Origin of the sequence: Roseospira visakhapatnamensis (assembly GCF_014197915.1) — a bacterium.
Taxonomy (GTDB): domain Bacteria; phylum Pseudomonadota; class Alphaproteobacteria; order Rhodospirillales; family Rhodospirillaceae; genus Rhodospira; species Rhodospira visakhapatnamensis.
Genome location: NZ_JACIGK010000026.1, coordinates 22480 through 41235 on the forward strand (window position 1 = coordinate 22480; position 18756 = coordinate 41235).

Sequence of the window (18756 nt, forward strand, 5' to 3'; positions counted from 1 at the left end):
GTTGTCAGGTGTAGAGTTCGATGGTGCCGCCGGCATGCCAGCGGCCGGCGGCGCGGATGCGGTCGGGCTCGACGATGACGGCATCGTCGCAGGCGGCCAGGACCTCCCGGCGGGTGCTGGCCACCAGCACCAGCAGGCCGTCGCGGCGCAGGCCGGCCAGGATGTGCCGCGCCAGGCGGCTTTCCAGGGGCTCCAGGGCGCCGTTGATGACCAGCACCCGGGGATCATGAAGCAGCACGCGCGCCAGGGCCAGCCGCTGGCGCTGACCGCCGCTGAGATTGCGGCCGCCCTCGGCCAGCGGGGTGTCAAGGCCGTCCGGCCGGGCGCCGATGACCTCGGCCAGATCGGCGCGGCGCAACACCCTCCACAGGGCGGCGTCGGGGACGGTGGCGTCCCACAGGGTGAGATTGTCGCGCACGCTGGCGGAGAACACCGTTGCGTGCCGCTCCAGCAGGGCCACCGTGCCCAGGCGGTCGAACGGCGACAGGGCGGCCACCGGCCGGCCGTCGACGGTCACGCCGGGTCCGGGGCCGGTGTCGGCGGGCATCAGGCCCGCCAGGGTTCGGCAGAACCGGGTGCGGGGTCCCTCGGGGGCGCCGGCGATGGCGATCACGCCCGGTCCCTCCAGGGCCAGCGACCCGACCCGCCGCGCCGCCGGGCCGTCCACCGGCTGGGGGATGGTCAGCCGCGCGCCCGGGCCGGGGGGCGGGCGGTCCGGGACCGCCGCCGCGTCTTGCCCGCGTGTTGCCCGTACCCGGTTGGTCGGTGGGCGACCCTCGGCCAGCAGGGCCTCGCGGCGACGCCAGTCGGCGGACAGGTCCTGGATGGCGGTGCTCAGGTCCACGAAGCGGCGGATGGGGTCGTTGATGCCGAACAGCAGGGTCTGGCAGGCGACGAAGGCGCCGGGGGTCAGCGAGCCGTCCAGGATCAGCACCGCGCCCAGGCCCAGCGTCAGCGCCGTGGTGATGCCCGAGATCACCGCCGGTCCGGCGGCCAGGATCTCGGACAGGCGGCCGAGCCGGAGACTCTGGCGGTGGTAGGTTTCGTGACGCGTGGCCCAACGCGTGAAGGTCTGGTTTTCCAGCGAGGTGGCCCGCAGCATGGCGATGGCCGACAGGCTGTCCGTCAGCGCCTGCGCCATGCGCCCCCGGGCCAGGCCGACCTGATCGCCGATGGGGGTCTGGCGGGCGTTGATGGTCCGCAACACGAGGGCATTGACCCCCGTCAGCAGCAGCGCCGCCAGCGCCAGCCGGACATCGAAGGCGGCCATGACCAGGAACAGGACCGGCACCGCCATCAGGTCCAGGAAGGCCGGGATCACCTCTGACAGCAGCCGGCGCGCCAGCCGGTCGTTCTGCCGCACCACGGCGGCGAGGTCCCCGGCGCCATAGCGCGCCACCCAGGCGGGATCCGCGTCCAGGAACCGCCGCGTCGTTCGCGTGGACGAGCGCGTGGCGTAGCGCACCTGCATGGCATGCGCGCCGCGGCTGACCGCCAGGCTGAGGCCCGCCCGAAGCAGACCGGCGGCTATCATCAGGGCCACCAGGCCGGCCAGCGTCAGGGACGGGCCATCGGCCAGGTAGCCGTCAATGAACACCTGGGAGAAGATCGGCAGCAGCAGGCCGGTCAGCACCAGGCCCAGCGCCGCGCTCACCAGGGTCGCGCGGATGCCCTCCACCTCCCGCAGGAGCTGGGCCAGCGCCGCGAAGTCCAGGTGGCGCAGGACGGTGGTGAAGGTCAGGCGCATGACGACGCAGCCAGGTTGGGGCAGGTTGGGGCAGGCTGGGGCAAGCCCGGGGGGGGCGCCGGGGCCGCGCGGTGCCCGCTAGTGCAGCGACGCATTCAAGGGGTTCCCCCTTGAATGCGTCGCTGCACAAAACATTGTTTCTCGTGCACTTTCGATCCAGACAAAAGAATGTGGACTGCATCTTTTGTCTGGATCAGTGCACTAGCGGGGCTCCAGGCGCAGGGCGCCGTCCAGGCGGGTGATGCTGCCGTTCATCATCGGGGTCTCGATCAGCGCCCGCACCATGCGTCCGAACTCCTCGGGGCGGCCCATGCGGTGCGGGTGCAGCGTCTTCTTGATCAGGGCGTCATAGACGTCCTGGGGCAGGCCCTCCATCATCGGCGTCAGGAACAGTCCGGGGGCGATGCAGGCCACGCGCACGCCCGAGCGGGCCAGGTCGCGCGCCGCCGGCAGGGTGAGCGACGCGACGCCGCCCTTGGACGCGGCATAGGCCACCTGGCCCACCTGGCCCTCGGTGGCGGCGATGGAGGCGGTGTTGATGATGACGCCGCGCTCATGGTCGTCCCCGTCCAGATCCCCCAGGCCGACCATGGCGGCCGCCGCCTGGCTCATGACGTTGAAGGTGCCGATCAGGTTGATGGCGATGACGCGGGAGAACACCGCCAGGTCGTGGGGCGCGCCGTCCTTGCCCACCACACGGCCGCCGGCGACGATGCCGGCGCAGTTGACGCAGATGCGCGCCGGGCCATGGGCCGCCTCGGCCTGGCGCAGGGCGTCGCTCACGGACTCGGCGCTGGTGACGTCGCAGGCCACGCCCAGGCCGTCGATCGCGCGGGCGGCGGCGCGGGCGCCGTCCTCGTTCACGTCCAGGATGGTGACGCGGGCGCCGGCTTCGGCCAGCACGTGCGCGGTGGCCTGGCCCAGGCCCGAAGCCGCGCCGGTGACGATGGCGGCCTGACCCTTGATCTGCATGGGGGCGAGTCTCCCTGGTCCGGTTTTCTTGGTTTGTCCCCGTGGCGTCTGTCCGGGTGGTGTCTTCCGGGTGACGTGTGTCCGGGGGGCTTGGCCAAGCACTACCGAAAAGCGGTCCGGCGCGCCAGCGGGGATTAACGGGTCGCGGGTCCGCCGGCGTCGGGGTCCGGTCCCGGCACGTCTCCGCCATGCGGGGGCACGGGCCGGCCCAACTGGGCCTCGCGGTGCATGATGTAGAGCGCCGAGCCGATGATGATCGCCGCGCCCACCAGCGTCCACGTGTCCGGTACCTCGGCGAACACCAGGACGCCGATCAGGGTGGCCCAGAGGATCTGGGAGTAGTCGAAGGGGGTGACCAGGGTGGCCTCGCCCTCGCGATAGGCCCGGACCGCCAGATACTGGCCCAGGCTGGCGGCGGCCCCGATGAGCACCGCCAGCACCCAGGTCCAGGGTTCCGGCCAGCGCCAGACCATCAGCGCCGGTCCCGCCGAGACGATCACCGCGCCGGTCGCGAACCACATCAGGATGGTCAGCGGCCGGTCCGTCGCCGACAGGATCTTGACCAGGGTCATCGCCCCGGCCACCAGCGCCGCAGAGGCCAGGGCGGCCAGCGCGTCGATGTCAAGCGACCCGGGGTCGGGGCGCATGACCACCAGCACGCCCAGGAACCCCACCAGGGTCGCCAGGCCGCGCCGCCAGCGCACCACCTCGCCCAGGACCAGGATCGCCAGCAGGATCATGAACAGCGGGCGGGCGTAGGTGATGCTGATCGCGGCCGCCAGGTCCATGTGGGTGACGGCATGGAACAGGGCGAACATGGCCGAGATGCCCACCGTGACCCGCAGGGCATGGAGCCAGGGCCGGCGCGTCTGGTACACGCGCCATCCCTGTCCGCGCAGGAACAGAACCAGGGTCAGCAGGCCGAACAGGCAGCGGAAGAACACGATCTGGAAGGTATGCAATTCGCCGCCGACATACTTGATCATCCCGCCCATGGCGGAGAACACCAGGGCGCTCAGCAGGATGAAGAGGATCCCCCGGGCGTTGCACGACAGGGCACCCCATTTGGCGACCAGGCGAGGGGGCACGGGGAGCCTCGAATGGTGGGGAGGGCGGTGGACGCCTCCGGCGGGGGCGGTCGAGGCCAACGCCGAGAATGCGACAGCCTCAGTCTAGAGGGGCGGGACGGCCCACGGCGAGGGAATACCGGCCGGACGCCCGCTGGGCCGCCATGCGTGATCCGCATGGTGGAGGGGCTGTCGGCGCGCCGTCTCGCCTATGCCGGTCGGCGAAGGGCCGCCACCATCTCGACATGCGCCGACCAGGGGAACTGATCGATGGGGGTGACGGTCTCCAGCCGATAACCGCCGTCCACCAGGAGACGCGCGTCGCGGGCGAAGGTGGCCGGATTGCAGGATACGGCGATCACCGTGGCGGGTCCGGCGGCGGCCAGGGCCTCCGCCTGGGCCCGTGCCCCGGCGCGCGGCGGGTCGACCACAACCACGTCGGCGTCCGCCAGCGTCGGGGCCGTCAGGGGATCGCGGGCCAGGTCGCGGGTCTCGGCGGAGACACGTCCGCCGGCCGGGACGGGCGCGGCGGCCAGGGCGGCCATCGCCGCGCCCGCCCCGTCCACGGCCCGCACCGACAGCCCGCGCGCGGCCAGCGGCAGGCTGAAGGTGCCCAGGCCGGCGAACAGGTCGAGCGCCCGGGTCGCGGTACCGGGCAGGCGGTCCAGGATGGCGGCGGTGATGGCCGCCTCGCCCTCGGGCGACGGTTGCAGGAAGGCCAGCGGCGGCAGCGTCACCGGCATCCCGGCGAAGCGCACCTGGGGTGGGCGCCGGGCCGCCACCGGCTCCCAGGCGGTCCCGATGCGCACGCCCAGCCGTGCCGGGTCGACGGTCTCGGCGAAGGCCGCCAGCCGCTCGCGGCCGTCCAGGTCGGGCGGCGCGGGCAGGTCCAGGGTAAGGTCGAGGCCGGTGTCCGTCTCGGTCACGATCACCGCGCCGCGCGTCCCGGGTGTCGCCAGCGCCGCCAGGAGGGGTCTCAGGGGGCCGTCGGCGCCCACCAGGGCGACCAGGGCCGGCGCCAGCAGGGCACAGCCGCGCAGGTCTTCCAGCCGATGGCTGGCCGCGCCGTGGAAGCCCAGGCTCAGGCCCGCGCGGGTCCGCACCCAGCCCAGGGTGGCCCGGCGGCGGCTGCCCGGCGGGATGGCGATCACCGGGCCGACCGGCGTTTCCCCCAGCCCGCGATGGCCGAGGGCGCGGCCGATGGCCTCCCGTTTCCAGGCGGTCAGGGCGTCGGGCGCCAGATGCTGCAGGGTACAGCCCCCGCAGGATCCGAAGTGGGGGCAGGGCGGGGGAACGCGATCCGGCGACGGCGTGACCACCGCCTCCAGCGCGCCGCGCGCGTCGGCCGGGCCGCGTCCCCCGATCCGGGCGCGCACCCGGTCCCCGGGCAGGGCGCCGGGCAGGATGATCCGCCGTCCCTGGTGGGCGGCCAGGCCGTCCCCGTGGGCGCCCAGGGCATCGACGGTGACCTCCACGGTCTCGGTCGGGCGTGCGCGGGCGGCGGCGGATCGGCGCGGCGGGCGGGGGCTGTGTCGGCGTGCGGTCATGCCCGGGGCTTACGGCCTGGCGCCGTGCCTGACAAGGGGTCCCGGCGCGCGGGCGGGCGGCGTATAGTCGCGCTCTTGCCGTTTCAACCCCCACGGGAGCGCGCGCCATGCTGACCGATGCCATGAAGGGCCTGCGGGTTCTGGACCTGTCCCAGTATATCCCCGGCCCGTTCGCCACCCTGCTGCTGTCCGACCTCGGGGCCGAGGTGGTCAAGGTTGAGCCGCCGGCTGGCGATCCCATGCGCGGCTTCGGTCCGGCCGGGGCCGACGGCGTGTCGGGTTTCTACACCGTCCTGAACCGCAACAAGACGGTGGTGCGGGTGGATCTCAAGACCGAGGACGGCCGCCGCGCCATGGAAGACCTGATCCGGGGCAGCCATGTCCTGCTGGAGAGCTATCGCCCCGGTACCCTGGAGCGTCTGGGCCTGGGGCGGGACCGGCTCCAGGAGATCGCTCCCCACCTGGTGCACTGTGCCCTGTCGGGGTACGGCCAGGACGGCCCGTTGCGGTTGCGCGCCGGCCACGACCTCACCTATCTGGCCCTGAGCGGCGCGCTGGCGGCCACCGGACCGGCGGAGCGTCCGGTGATGCCGTTTCCGCCGCTGGCCGACCATGCCGGGGCGCTGATGGCGGTGATCGCCATTCTGGGCGCATTGCTGCGGCGCCTGCGCAGCGGGCGGGGCGCCTATCTGGACGTCAGCCTGTTCGAGGCGGCCGCCGGCCTGAACGCCGTTGGCCTGGTGCTGGGGCGCCTGACCGGGGGACCGATCCGGGAGGGCGAGGCGCTGACCGGCGGCGGCGCGTACTATCGCTGTTACCGGACGGCGGATGATCGCTTCATGGCGCTGGCGGCCATCGAACCCAAGTTCTGGGCGGCCTTCTGCCGTGCCGTCGACCGGCCCGCCTGGATCACGCGCCAGGACGAGCCGGTGCCCCAAGAGGCGCTGATCGCCGAGGTCGAGGCGCTGTTCGCCACGCGCACGCAGGCCGACTGGCGGGCGGTGCTGGCCGAGGTCGACTGCTGTTGCGAGCCCGTGCTGACGTCGATGGAGGCGCCGGACCATCCGCACGTGGCGGCGCGGGGCCTGATGGGCGAGGGCGCGGAGGGGCTCGCGGACGTCCTCTTGCCCATCATGCTGGATGGCGCGGCCCCATCGCCCCGACGCCCCCTCAGGGAGGCCGAGGCGACCGATGTCCTGTCCGGTTGGGCGGCGCCGCGCTGAGCGCCGCCGCGCCGGCGCCTCACGAGGTCGGGGGCTGGACGTCCGTGGCGGCCCCGTCCTCCTCCTCCTCGTCCTCGTCCGGCAGGGTGGCCAGTTCCAGCAGCAGGTCGAGGCCCGCGTGCACGCTGGCCAGGCGGATGTCGTCGCGGGTGCCGGCGAACACGTAGCGCTTGGGCCGTACCAGGCCGTCCTGACGGGCGGCCGCCAGATGCACCAGGCCCACCGGCTTCTCGGGCGTGCCGCCGGCCGGGCCGGCGATGCCGGTGATGGCCAGTGACAGGGTGGCGCCGGAGGCGGCCAGCGCGCCGAGCGCCATGGCCACCGCGACCTCCTCGCTGACCGCGCCGACGGTCTCCAGCAACTCGCCTTCCACGCCCAGGAGTTGCATCTTGGCGGCGTTGGAGTAGGTCACGAAGCCGCGATCCAGCACCGCGCTGGATCCCGGCACGGCGGTCAGGCTGGTGGACGCCAATCCCCCGGTGCAGGACTCCGCCGTCGTCACGGTCAGATCCTGGTCGCGACACAGGGTGATGACGGCGCGGGCGTGGTCGACCAGGGCCTTGGGAAGGACGCTCATGGGTGGGCTCCGTCGTCTGATGCAAACGGCGGATGAATGTGACTCATCCGCCCAGGGGCACCTTGCAGGCGCCGCGTTTCAAGAAACCGGCACCGCGACGCGGTGCTTGGGCCGGCCACGGATTTCGACGGCCATTGACCATGACCGTTGGTATGACTGCGGCGCGAGGGGGTGGTGCCGGGCCAGGAGCCTAGACCGGATCCCCCGCGCTGGGAACCGCCGCCGTGGATGGATCGCGGGGCCGCGACGGCACGCCGCGATGGCCCGATTCGCGCCCTGGTTCGCCACGATGTCGCCAAAAAAGCTGGTGGTTTCGGCCCGGGGAGTCCAGTTGTCTCCGGGCCTTGGCGGAGTCGGGTTGCGTGTGCGCGGCTTTCCCCCTATGCCTTTGAACATGCGGCGGGGATCCATGATGCGCCGGGACGAACGGGCATCATGAGAGGGTTGCGGAAGACGCCAATGAGGCGGAACCGGGGCGGTATCTGGTCGTGACGGTGGCGCGTCCGCCGCCGGGCCGGAGGCCGGAGTCGCTTGTTGTCGAGATGTGCGGTCGGGGTGTGCGGTCGGGGCGCCCGGGGCCATGGGACAGGCTATCGAACACCGCGTCGCGGCACCCATCGGGGATGCCGGGCCGGGTCCATTGGCCGTCGTCCGGCCATTGATCAGGCCGTCTCAGGGGCCGTCGCGGGCATCGCCCGCGTGCGGGACGCCATAGCCATTTACGGGAAGAGAGCGTCATGTCGGAATTCGATCCACAGGAACTGAGCCTGTCGGCGTGGCGGCGTGCCCTGCGCCGCGCGTTTCCAGAGCGTCATGTGATGGTGCGCGCCGACACGGGCGGTTTCCGGTCCTGGACACTGGGCAGCGTGTTCCAGGCGACCGTGGCGGGAGTCGCGGTCATTCTGCTGGGGGTGTTCACCTACGGTGTCGCCACGGCGGTCTGGGTGGATGCGCTGATCGACGCCAAGAACGCCGAGGTGAGCCACGCCGAGGACAACTACAAGCAGCTTCTGGCCGAGGTGGCGCTCTATCGCGATCAGGTCGCGGTGGTCACCCGTGGGCTGGAGGACAACCACGCGGTGCTGGCCCGCTACATGGATCACGTCGATCCCGAGGCGGCGGAGGCGGGGACACCGGCCGGCCCGTCGACCACGGAGGACACGCTGGCCGAGGCGGGACGGGCCCGCGACGCGCTGCTGGCGCAACTGGCCACCATGGAAGAGGGCATGGCGGAGCTGTCGGAGGCGCACCAGTTGCTGAGCCAGTTCGACAATTTCGAGCTGGAAATGCGCAAGATGGTGTTGCAGCGCGATCTGGCCCTGGATGAGAACAAGGCGCTGACCGACCGGGTGGGTGACCTGGAAGGCCTGGTCATCGAAATGGAGACCGCCCAGGCGGCCTTGCTGGAGCATTTCGGGTCCGTGGCCCAGACACGCATCGCCGACCTGGAAACCACGCTGTCCGATGCCGGCCTGGACGTCGAGCACCTGCTGGAGCAGGCGCTGGCCAACACGGACGGCCAGGGCGGCCCGTTCGTGCCGGCCGGCCTGCCGATGCTCGACCGCGCCGCGTTCAAGGATACCGTGGTCAGCCTCAACCATCATGTGGATCGCCTGGGGGCCTTGAAGGGTCTGACCGATCAGTTGCCGCTCACCCGGCCGGTGGTGTCCGGATACCGGGTGTCCAGCCCGTTCGGCGTGCGGCAGGACCCGATCAACGGGCGCATGGCCCGCCACGAGGGGATTGATTATGCCGCCGCCTCTGGGACGCCGGTGCTGGCGCCGGCCGCCGGAAAGGTGGTTTACGTCGGCTGGCGGCGCGGCTATGGTCGGACCATAGAGATCAGCCACGGCCTGGGACTGACCACCCGGTACGGGCATCTGTCGGCCGCGACCGTGTCCGCCGGCGATCTGGTCACGCGAGGGCAGCAGGTCGGGCGGATCGGAAACACCGGGCGCAGCACTGGATCCCATCTCCACTACGAGATCCGGGTGAATGGTCATCCCCGGAATCCGGCCAGGTTCATCGAGGCGGGAAAACATGTTTTCCAGGGGTAACACCAAGCCAACGGCGGCCACGCCCGCGCCCGTGCCGAGTTCCGAGCGTCGCAGCGACCGCCGGCTGGGCGACGGAGGTGGGGAGCGCGCCGTGCCGTCCATCGTCAGCGCCGACCTGACCGTCACCGGCGATCTGGTGAGCGCCGGTGAAATCCAGATCGACGGCCGGGTCGAAGGCGACATCAAGTGCGCGTCGCTGATCATCGGCATTTCCGGAGCCGTGACCGGCGAGGTCAGCGCCCAGACCGTGCGCATGCACGGATCCGTCAGCGGTCAGGTGATCGCCAAGTCGGTGTTCCTGGCCAGCACCGCGCGCATGGTGGGCGACGTGACCCATGAAAGCCTGGCCATCGAGCCGGGTGCCTTCATGGAGGGGCATTGCCGCCGCATGGCCGAGGTGCCGGATCTGGCCCTGCCCGAGACCCGGGCGGCCGCCACGGCGGCGGTGCCGCGCCTGACTGCGACGGCTGGAGACGCCGGCGCGGATGGTCAGGCCAAGGGGGGTGACGCCAAGGACTCCTCCGGGAACGAGACGGGCGCCGCCGCGTCCGGTATCGACGGCCGCAAGAAGACCGGGTCCTGATCCTCCGGGTGTCCCGAGGCCGTGGAGGCCCGGGCCGACATCGGGGCGTTGCCGGCTGGCGTCCCGCCGTTCGGGTCCGGGATGAGCCGGCGGCGAGGATCGATCTTTCCATCACCATGACGGGCGCGCGGCGACGACCGTGACAGCCGATGGACCTGCGGGGTGATTCGCGGGCCTGTTTCGCGTTGGGGGCCGACTGGCTGGCGACGGGCGGCGTCACCGGATGGTCTCAGGGGCCGCCGGTCACCAACAACCCCCGGTCCGGCCATGCCGTCCGGCAGAGGCCGCGGCTTTCCGGCCGGGGGCCCGGGCCGTCAGGACACGGTCGCGGGACGGCGGCGATCCACCTCGGGGGCGCGCGAGCCTGCGCGGTCGTTGGCCGGTGTCCCGGCCTGGGGGCGCGGCGCCACGGGGCCGGGCGCGGGAGCGGGACGTGATCCGGCACCCGAGCGCATCATTTCCACCAGGGCCGTGGAGCCCACGCCTCGCCAGATCATCATCGCACCGTCTCCCCTCGCGGTATGTCCATGACGTCGACAGGGGATTATACCGGGGCGGCCTTGTTTATGCAAGTAAGTATCAATTGCGAATGACGGCCGAAGACCCGAAGCTCGGATCGGTGGGGGGATCCACGCGCACCCGCGTCGCGGCCTCCAGCACCGTCTCGACCGGCAGGTCGGCGAGCGGCGCGCGGCGCAGCCAGACCACCGCCGGACCGCGCGGGCGGTGCTTGTCCGGGATCGAGGCGCCCGAGAACAGCGCCACGGTGGGGCATCCGGCCAGGGCGATCATGTGCAGCGGGCCGGTGTCGTTGCCCACCGCCAGGGCGGCCCGGTGACCCAGCGCCGGGATGTCCAGCAGGCCGGTGCGGCCGACCAGGGAGATCGCCGCCGGGCACCGGGCCTGGATGGCCGCGATCGCGGGGGCCTCGGCGTCCGTGCCCAGCAGGACCGGCGTGAGTCCCTCGGCCATCAGCGCTTGCGCCAGCGCCCCGAAGCAGGCCGCCGGCCATCGCTTCTCGGGCCGATGGGCCGATCCGCCGGGCACCAGCAGGGCGATCCGGTCGGGCAGGTCCAGCCGGTCGATCTCGGCGGCGCGCGGTCCGGACCAGGTGAACGACAGGTCGGGAACGGCCGACCCCGGCAGGCCGGCGAGACGCAACTGTTCCGCCTGGCGCTCCAGGGTGTGCAGGCGGGTGCGCTGGGGCGTGTCGTGGCGGAAGGCGCAGCCCGGAGCGATGCCGCTCCACGGGGGAGCGGCGCCCATCGCCCGCAGGGCCCGGAAGTAGGCGGTGGTGCGCCCCGAGGTCTGCAGGTCGTAGACCCGGTCGAATCGGGTCCGGGCGATGCGCCGGATCAGCCTCCACCAGGCGAGCGGCCGGGACAGGGCGCCGGCGCGCGGGTCGATCCACACCGCGTCTGCGAGCCCGCTGGCCTCGATCAGCGTCCGATAGGCGGGCGTGGTGAGCACGACGAGGCGCGCGGCCGGGTGGTGGCGCCGGATCGCGGCCAGCGGACCCAGCGCCAGCACCACGTCGCCCAGGGCCGAAAGCTTGATGACCAGGACGGATCCGGCCGCCCGGGGTTCAGTCATGGCCGCGCCATATGGTTTCCAGGGGCGGAGCGCCGTACAATAATTCCTTGTAGGTCGCCATCGTGCGCCTGATCATGGTGGCCTTCGAGAACGTCTGCCGGGTGTGCGCCATGCCGCGCCGGGTCACGGCGTCGCGGGTGGCGACGTCCAGGTCCAGCGCCAGCACCAGGTGGTCGGCCAGGCTGGCGGGGTTGCCCGGCTCGAACAGCCAGCCGGTGACCCCGTTCTCGACGATTTCCCGCGCCCCGCCATGACGCGGCGCCAGCACCACCCGGCCCATGGCCTGGGCCTCGGCGGGCACGCGTCCGAAGGCCTCGGGCTCGGTCGAGGCCGAGACCACGACACTGGCCAGCCGGTAGGCCGCCGGCATGTCGTCGCAGTGGTCCAGGATGTGGACCTGCGCCGTCAGGCCGTGGCGGCGAACCAGCTCCTCCAGGTCGGCGCGGTAGCCGGCGCGCCCCTGGTCGGAGCCCACCAGCAGGCAGCGGACATCCGGCCGGGCCAGCCGGGCCATGGCCTCGATCAGCAGCGCCTGACCCTTCCAGCGGGTCAGTCGGCCGGGCAGCAGCACCACCTTGGCGTCCTCGGGCAGCCGCCACGCGGTGGCCAGGCGGGCGATGCGATGGCTGCTGACCACCTCGGGCGCGAATCGCGCCAGGTCCACGCCCCGGGGCACGACGCGGATGATGCCCGGATCGGTGGCGTAATGGGTGCGCACATGCTCGGCGATGAACCAGGAAATGGCGATCACGCGGTCGCCCAGGGTCATGACCCGGTTGTAGGGGATCTTCATCCCCAGCGGACCCCGCCCGTAGGTGCCGTGAAAGGTGGTCACCAACGGAATGCCGGTGGCGCGGGCGGCCCACAGGGCGCTCCAGGCCGGGGCGCGGCTGCGGGCGTGGATCAGCGAGACCCCGCGCGCGTGGATCAGGTCCGCCAGGCGGCCGGCATTGCGGCGGAGCGCCAGCGGCGCCTTGGTGGCCAGGGGCAGGGTGACGTGCCGGGCCCCGACGCGGCCCAGGTCACGCTCCAGCCGGCCGCCCTCGGAGGCCACAAGGGCCGTCCATCCGCCATCCGTCAGGCCCTGGGCGATGTCGACGGCGCCGCGTTCGACGCCCCCGGTCTCCAGCGCCGGCAACACCTGAAGCACCACCGGCGCGCGTGTCGTGGCCCGTGGTTTGGGCGGGGATGCGCCCGGTGTATCGTCGGTGTTACCGTGCGTGACCACGCAAGCCCCTCGCCTCCGTCGCGTCCCCGCCCGGGGCGCTGGCATGGCCCGCCGCAAGGAGACCCCGAGCCCATGACCGAGACCCTCTCTCAACCCCAGGCCCAACCCCATGCCCAACCCCATGCCCGACCCCAGGCCGAGGCCCGGCGCCTGACCCGGCCGGATGGCGCCACCATCGCCTATCACTCCGTGCCGGGCAAGGGGCCGGGCGTGGTGTTTATCCACGGGTTCATGTCGGACATGACCGGCGGCAAGGCGGTGTTCCTGGAGGACTGGGCCCGGCGCGCGGGCCGGGCCTTCGTGCGCTTCGACCAGCGCGGCCATGGCCAGTCGGACCAGCGCTTCGAGGAGGGCACCATCGGCGCCTGGGCCGACGACGTGGTCCAGGTCCTGGACCACCTGACCGAGGGGCCGCAGGTGCTGGTGGGCAGTTCCATGGGCGGCTGGCTGATGCTGCTGGCGGCGCTGGCCCGGCCGGAGCGGGTGGCCGCCCTGGTGGGCATCGCCGCCGCCCCGGACTTCACCGAGGAACTGATGTGGACCCTGTTCGATGACGCGGCGCGCGAGACGCTGGCCCGGGACGGGGTGCTGACGGTGCCCTCGGACTACGGCGACGACCCCTATCCCATCACCCGGGCGCTGATCGAGGAGGCTCGCGATCACCTGCTGCTTGGCGGTCCCATTCCGCTGACCTGTCCGGTGCGGCTGATCCAGGGCATGAAGGACGAGTCGGTGCCCTGGGAGACCGCGCCGCGCCTGCTGGAGCGGCTGGCGAGCCCGGACGTCGAACTCACCCTGATCAAGTCGGGGGACCACCGCCTGTCCGAGCCTCACGACCTGGCCCGGCTCCAAGGCGTGCTGGAGGGTGTTCTGAAGCGCGTTGGGTAGGGGCCGCTGGTCCGTGGCGGTCCGTCGCGGGCTGGCCCCGTGGACGGCGTCTGGACGGCGCCATGGGGGTGGTGTATCAGGGGGGCCCTTCGGTCGCCGGGTCGGACGCCGCCCGGCGCCGATCCGGCGGCTTTCCCCATCTTTCCCGACCCGAGGCCATCCCCCGCCCGTGCCCTATCAACTCGCGGTCATCGTCCCCACCCTGAACGAACGCGACAACGTCGAGCCGCTGGTGGACCTGCTGGATCAGGCCCTGGCGGGTGAGTCCTGGCAGGTGGTGTTCGTGGACGACGACTCCACCGATGGCACGCTGGACGTGCTGCATCGGCTGGCCGGCGACCGCGCCAACGTCTCGGTGATCCACCGGGTGGGGCGTCGTGGCCTGTCGTCGGCCTGCATCGAGGGCATGCAGGCGACCACCGCGCCCTTCCTGGCGGTGATGGATGCCGACCTGCAACATGACGAGACCCTGTTGCCGCGCATGCTGCGCCTGGCGCGGGACGAGGACGTGGAGATCGTCGTCGCCAGCCGGTTCGCCGACGGGGCCAGCGCCGATGGCCTGTCCTCCGGCATGCGGCGCACGGCCAGCCGCGTGGGCAACGCGGTGTCGCGTCTGATCACCCGGGCGCCGCTGACCGATCCGCTGTCGGGGTTCTTCCTGCTGCGCCGGACGCTGCTGGACCGGGTGGCCCCCGCGCTGTCGGGGCGGGGCTTCAAGATCCTGCTGGACATCTTCGCCTCCAGCCCCAGGCCGCCGCGCTACGCCGAACTGGGCTTCACCTTCCGCGCCCGCGTCGCCGGGGACAGCAAGCTCGACACCCAGGTGTTGTGGGAGTTCGGCATGCTGCTCGCCGACAAGACGCTGGGGCGTTGGGCGCTGGTGCGCTGGATCCCCATCCGCTTTTTCATGTTCGTGGCCGTCGGCCTGCTGGGCGTGGGCGTGCACCTGGGCGTTCTGGGCGGCCTGCTGCACATGACCGTGCCCTTCCTGTGGGCGCAGTCGGTGGCGACGCTGGTGGCCATGACCTCCAACTTCACCATCAACAACAGCTTCACCTACCGCGACCGGCGGCTGAGGGGCGCGCGCTTCCTGACCGGACTGGTGTCGTTCTACCTGATCTGCGCCATCGGCGCGGTGATCAACGTGACCCTCGCCGACCTGGTGTACCAGCAGGGCGCGCACTGGGCGCTGAGCGGCGTCCTCGGGGCAGGCGTCGGGGCGGTGTGGAACTATGGCGTGTCCGCCACCATCACCTGGGGATCGTGGTGGCGCCGCCGGACCGGGACCGACGGGTAGCGGCCGGCCGTCATCCTGCCGCGCGGTGACATGACCCATCCGTCGTGATGCTCTCGCGTCAGCCTTTTCGGGGCAGGCCCCGGGTCAGCCGGTCCACCAGGGCGTCGGGCAGGGCGCCGGCCATCCAGGCCCCGAAGGCCATGGGCCAGGGGAAGGCGATGCGGCCCCGGTTGTTCGCCAGACCGCGCTTCATGATCCGCGCCGCCCGTTCGGCATCCATCAGGAAGGGCATGGGGAAGCGGTTCACCGCCGTCATGGGGGTGCGCACATAGCCGGGGCAGAGCACCGACACCCGGACGCCGTCGGCGGCCAGCCAGCCGCGCAGGCTTTCCCCCCAGACCTTCACCGCCGCCTTGCTGGCGCAGTAGGCCGGCGCGCCGGGAAATCCCCGATACCCGGCGAGCGAGGCCATCAGGGCGATCTGGCCCCGGCCTCGCGCCCGCATCCGGGGCAACACCGGTTGCACCGTGTTCAGGACCCCCACCAGGTTGACGGCGAAGATGTCGCGGGTCTGGTCCTCCGGTTCCGTGCCGCCGCCGGTGCCGCCGGAGACGCCGGCGTTGGCGATCAGCAAGTCCAGCGGCGCCGCGTCGTCGGCGGCCAGGACGTGGCCGGCCGTCGCCGCGCGGTCGGTCACGTCCACCCGGGCCGTCTCGACCCGCGCGCCCCGGGCGCGGCAGCGCTCGGCGACCGTTTCCAGGCGGGCAAGGTCGCGTCCCCACAGGACCAGGGAGACGCCGGGGGCGGCGTAAGCCTCGGCGAGGGCGGCACCGAGACCGCTGGAGGCTCCGGAGATCAGGATACGGCGGGGGGTGGGGGGCGTGCTGGGCATTATCTCCGGCGGACGCAAAAGGGACCGCCATGATCTGGCGGTCCCGTGTGACCTGGGGTGCTGTCGGCGGCGGCGTCGCCCGGATCAGGCGGCGTCATCCTCCGGAATGGCGTCGCAGAAGGCTTCCAGCCATGCCTGACCGCGTTCGGCCTCGGTGATCTCGTGGGCCAGCCACTGGGCGAATGGCCCGCCCCGGTCGCCGTGGGCGCGGCGCATGTCCAGCAGGCGGTTCAACTCGGTCTCGCGGGCGTCCAGCAGCAATTCGGCCTGCGCCCGGCGATCCTCGGCCGGCAGCAGGTGCAGGAAGCGGAACTTGAGGGCCGTGACCAGCTTCGACAAGTCCGACGACGCGCGCAGGTTGGCGGTCAGAAGGCGGCGCAATTCCTCGCGACCCGCGTCGGTGATCTCCAGTTCGGCGGTGTCCTCGGGGGCGTCCTCGGGGATCGAGCGGACCAGCCCCTCGACTTGCAGCAGCTCCATGGAGCTGCCCAGCAGGTCCAGCGAGGGGCCGGTGATGCGGGTGATGAACTCGCGGATGGTGCGGGCGATGTCGGCGTAGGTGCCCGGCTGGTCGGCGATCATGCCCAGCGCGCACAGGCGCACGGACTCGCGTGGGGTCAGCGTCTTGTCGGCGAACATGGTGGCCCCTCCTGATCCCTTGTCTCTCAACCCTGCGGGTGTCCCTGGCCTTGCGGGCTCGTGACCCTCTGGGCGACCGCGCGATCACGTCCGCGCCGTGTCCCGGAAGGACGGTGCCCAAAGGCTGCCTGTGACTCCGCCGCGTCGGGCTCAAGACCGTTTTTCAAACCTACGACCGTGCGACCGCCGTGGATCACCCGGGTGTTCCATGACACCCGAACATCCTTCGATACCGTCCATCGATAGCCCATCCTACCATTGACGCATGGAAAAGGCCATGGGCGGCGTGCGGTTTGTGATCGCCTCGCAGGCACTGGCGCCCGCCGTGGATGCTTTCTGAGCACGTGGGGTGCGGTTCCGGCGATGGCAAGGGGGGGTGGCACGACCGTCGGGTGATCACGCCCATTCTGGGTGTGTAAACGCCAGGAAAGCGGTCCGTGCACCGACGAGAAGCCCCCCATCGCGTCATGACGGCCCGACCTCTTCCGCCTGACGTTGTCCGGACCCCAGCGGGCGGGGGACCCAAGGGGCTGTCATGGGAAGTTCAAGGCGCTGTCATGGGGCCGCAACGGTGGGTGCGTAAGGTTCCCAGGCCGGGCGGCGGGTCTCGATCCCGCCGGTCGTCTGCCGTTCACTCCCTCGGAGGATCCGTCGTGACCCCATGGTCCCATCTCGGTCTGGGTGCCGCCGCCCTGTGCGCTGCCCTGGCCACGTCCCCGTCCCTTCCCCTGGCCGCCGATGGCCCCGGCCAGCCTTACGGCATCATGAGCGGTGACGTCACCGCCGACTCGGCCGTCATCTGGGGCCGCGCCGACCGCTCCGCGCGCATGATCGTCGAGTGGGCCACGGCCGAGGATTTCGCCGACGCCACCCGCGTCGTCGGCCCCGCCGTGCTGGAGGACAGCGACCACACCGGCAAGGTGATCGTCTCCGGTCTGTCGAGCGGCAGCCTCATTCACTATCGCGTGCGGTTCCAGGACCTGGAGGACCAGACGGTCGAGGGCGCGGCGGTCACCGGCTCGTTCAAGACCGCGCCGGTCGAGGCCGCGCCCATCCGGTTCGTGTGGTCGGGCGACACGGCCGGCCAGGGCTGGGGCATCAATCGCGCCTGGGGGGGCATGAAGATCTACGAGGTCATGCGCCAGGCCGAGCCCGATTTCTTCATCCATTCGGGCGACTACATCTACGCCGACGGTCCCATCAAGGCCGAGGTGCCGTTGCCGGATGGCAGCACCTGGACCAACGTGGTCATCCCCGAGAAGGAAAAGGTCGCCGAGACCCTGGACGAGTTCAGGGGCAACTACCGCTACAACCTGATGGACGAGAACCTGCGCGCCTTCCATGCCGAGGTGCCGGTGTTCGCCCAGTGGGACGACCACGAAACCACCAACAACTGGTATCCCCAGGAGATGTTGACCGGCGACGACCGCTACGAGGTCAAGAGCGCCGCGCTGCTGTCCGCCCGCGCCAAGCAGGCGTTCGCCGAATACACCCCCAGCCGCATCACCTCCACCGACGAGCGCGTCTACCGGTCGTTCTCCTTCGGGCCGCTGATGGACGTGTTCTTCATCGACATGCGCACCTATCGCGGTCCGAACACCGCCAACATGCAGGAGGATCCGTCGGACGAGACCGCCTTTCTGGGCGCCGGGCAGGTGGCTTGGCTGAAGCGGGCGCTGGCCGAGTCCGAGGCCACCTGGAAGGTGATCGCCTCGGACATGCCGATCGGTCTGGTGGTGCGTGACGGCGACATGTTCGAGAACATGGCCAACGCCGACGACGGCGCCCCCAAGGGCCGCGAACTGGAGATGGCCGACATCCTCTCCACGATCAAGGCCGAGGGCGTCCAGAACGTCGTGTGGTTCACCGCCGACGTACACTACACCGCCGCCCACTACTACAACCCGGAAACCGCGGGCTTCCAGGACTTCACCGGGTTCTGGGAGTTCGTGTCCGGGCCGCTGAACGCCGGCACCTTCGGGCCGAACGACAAGGACCGCACCTTCGGCATCGAGGTGGACTTCGAGAAGGCGCCGGAGGACGGTCAGGTCAACCTGCCGCCGTCGGCCGGTCTTCAGTTCTTCGGTCAGGTGGACGTCGCCGCCGACGGCACCATGACCGTGCGCCTCAAGGACCTGACCGGCGCGACCCTGCACACGGTCACCCTGACGCCGGACGCGTGATGATCGCTCGGGCCGTGATCGGCCTGGCGGTGGTGGGGGGGATCGCCGTGGCGGCGGTCCTTCCCGCGCTGTCGGGGACGGTAGACGAAGAGCGCACCGGGGCCTCGGCGGAGCGCCTCATTCAGGTGCATTGCGCGCGGTGTCATCCGCCCTTGCCGGACGGCGGCTGGACCCAGATGACGCTGGTCCGGCGGGACCGGGCCGGCTGGATGGCGGTCATGGGGCGCATGGTCACCGACTACCAGACCGCCGCCGGTATCGAGGACCGGCGGCGCCTGGCCGACTACCTGGCGGAGCACTGGGGCGTGGAGTAGCCCGCGAAT

The 18756-nt window shown here is 71.7% G+C and carries 16 protein-coding genes; 7 read left to right on the forward strand and 9 right to left on the reverse strand.

The window, feature by feature from the left end:
• Positions 1 to 4: 4 nt before the first annotated feature.
• From GGD89_RS15065 to GGD89_RS15080, 4 genes are all read right to left on the reverse strand, one after another.
• A complete protein-coding gene (locus GGD89_RS15065; RefSeq protein ID WP_184046758.1) occupies positions 5 to 1747 on the reverse strand; it encodes an ABC transporter transmembrane domain-containing protein in 1743 nt (580 codons plus the stop codon).
• 201 nt (positions 1748 to 1948) lie between these two features.
• Positions 1949 to 2719, reverse strand: a complete 771-nt coding sequence (locus tag GGD89_RS15070; RefSeq protein ID WP_184046760.1) for an SDR family NAD(P)-dependent oxidoreductase — start codon at positions 2717 to 2719, stop codon at positions 1949 to 1951.
• A gap of 134 nt (positions 2720 to 2853) precedes the next feature.
• Entirely contained in the window at positions 2854 to 3807 is a 954-nt protein-coding gene (locus GGD89_RS15075) for an EamA family transporter (RefSeq protein WP_184046762.1), read from the reverse strand.
• A 188-nt stretch (positions 3808 to 3995) separates the two neighbouring features.
• On the reverse strand, positions 3996 to 5333 hold the full coding sequence (locus tag GGD89_RS15080; RefSeq protein WP_184046764.1) for a class I SAM-dependent RNA methyltransferase: 1338 nt from the start codon (positions 5331 to 5333) through the stop codon (positions 3996 to 3998).
• 107 nt (positions 5334 to 5440) lie between these two features.
• Here GGD89_RS15080 and GGD89_RS15085 point away from each other — a divergent pair, with 107 nt between their 5' ends.
• Positions 5441 to 6556 (forward strand): CaiB/BaiF CoA transferase family protein, encoded by a 1116-nt coding sequence (locus tag GGD89_RS15085; protein ID WP_184046766.1) that lies wholly within the window; start codon positions 5441 to 5443, stop codon positions 6554 to 6556.
• 19 nt (positions 6557 to 6575) lie between these two features.
• Here the strand turns inward: GGD89_RS15085 and GGD89_RS15090 are convergent, their stop codons facing one another.
• Positions 6576 to 7133, reverse strand: coding sequence for a CinA family protein (locus GGD89_RS15090; protein ID WP_184046768.1), 558 nt, complete (start codon positions 7131 to 7133; stop codon positions 6576 to 6578).
• A 737-nt stretch (positions 7134 to 7870) separates the two neighbouring features.
• On the opposite strand from GGD89_RS15090, the gene GGD89_RS15095 reads away from it, so the two are divergent.
• A complete protein-coding gene (locus tag GGD89_RS15095; RefSeq protein WP_184046770.1) occupies positions 7871 to 9190 on the forward strand; it encodes a peptidoglycan DD-metalloendopeptidase family protein in 1320 nt (439 codons plus the stop codon).
• Positions 9174 to 9773, forward strand: coding sequence for a bactofilin family protein (locus GGD89_RS15100; RefSeq protein ID WP_184046772.1), 600 nt, complete (start codon positions 9174 to 9176; stop codon positions 9771 to 9773). The genes GGD89_RS15095 and GGD89_RS15100 overlap by 17 nt, the downstream gene beginning before the upstream one ends.
• Positions 9774 to 10352: 579 nt before the next feature.
• Here GGD89_RS15100 and GGD89_RS15105 read toward each other — a convergent pair.
• Positions 10353 to 11366 carry a glycosyltransferase family 9 protein gene (locus tag GGD89_RS15105; RefSeq protein ID WP_184046775.1) on the reverse strand — a complete coding sequence of 338 codons (1014 nt, stop codon included), beginning with the start codon at positions 11364 to 11366 and terminating at the stop codon, positions 10353 to 10355.
• Complete coding sequence (locus GGD89_RS15110; RefSeq protein WP_343058619.1) at positions 11359 to 12594, reverse strand: glycosyltransferase family 4 protein; 1236 nt, start codon at positions 12592 to 12594, stop codon at positions 11359 to 11361. The genes GGD89_RS15105 and GGD89_RS15110 overlap by 8 nt, the downstream gene beginning before the upstream one ends.
• A gap of 72 nt (positions 12595 to 12666) precedes the next feature.
• Here GGD89_RS15110 and GGD89_RS15115 point away from each other — a divergent pair, with 72 nt between their 5' ends.
• Entirely contained in the window at positions 12667 to 13482 is an 816-nt protein-coding gene (locus GGD89_RS15115; protein WP_184046779.1) for an alpha/beta fold hydrolase, read from the forward strand.
• A gap of 169 nt (positions 13483 to 13651) precedes the next feature.
• A complete protein-coding gene (locus GGD89_RS15120) occupies positions 13652 to 14779 on the forward strand; it encodes a glycosyltransferase (protein WP_343058620.1) in 1128 nt (375 codons plus the stop codon).
• A 58-nt stretch (positions 14780 to 14837) separates the two neighbouring features.
• Here GGD89_RS15120 and GGD89_RS15125 read toward each other — a convergent pair whose 3' ends face one another.
• The gene (locus GGD89_RS15125) at positions 14838 to 15611 is read right to left on the reverse strand and encodes an SDR family NAD(P)-dependent oxidoreductase (RefSeq protein WP_184046781.1); all 774 of its coding nucleotides are present in this window, start codon (positions 15609 to 15611) and stop codon (positions 14838 to 14840) included.
• Positions 15612 to 15695: 84 nt separating this feature from the next.
• Positions 15696 to 16250 (reverse strand): hypothetical protein, encoded by a 555-nt coding sequence (locus GGD89_RS15130; protein ID WP_184046783.1) that lies wholly within the window; start codon positions 16248 to 16250, stop codon positions 15696 to 15698.
• A 653-nt stretch (positions 16251 to 16903) separates the two neighbouring features.
• Between GGD89_RS15130 and GGD89_RS15135 the strand changes: the two genes are divergently transcribed.
• Both GGD89_RS15135 and GGD89_RS15140 read left to right on the forward strand, forming a co-directional pair.
• Positions 16904 to 18433 carry an alkaline phosphatase D family protein gene (locus GGD89_RS15135; protein ID WP_221238501.1) on the forward strand — a complete coding sequence of 510 codons (1530 nt, stop codon included), beginning with the start codon at positions 16904 to 16906 and terminating at the stop codon, positions 18431 to 18433.
• A complete protein-coding gene (locus GGD89_RS15140; protein WP_184046787.1) occupies positions 18433 to 18747 on the forward strand; it encodes a hypothetical protein in 315 nt (104 codons plus the stop codon). The genes GGD89_RS15135 and GGD89_RS15140 overlap by 1 nt, the downstream gene beginning before the upstream one ends.
• Positions 18748 to 18756 lie beyond the last annotated feature (9 nt).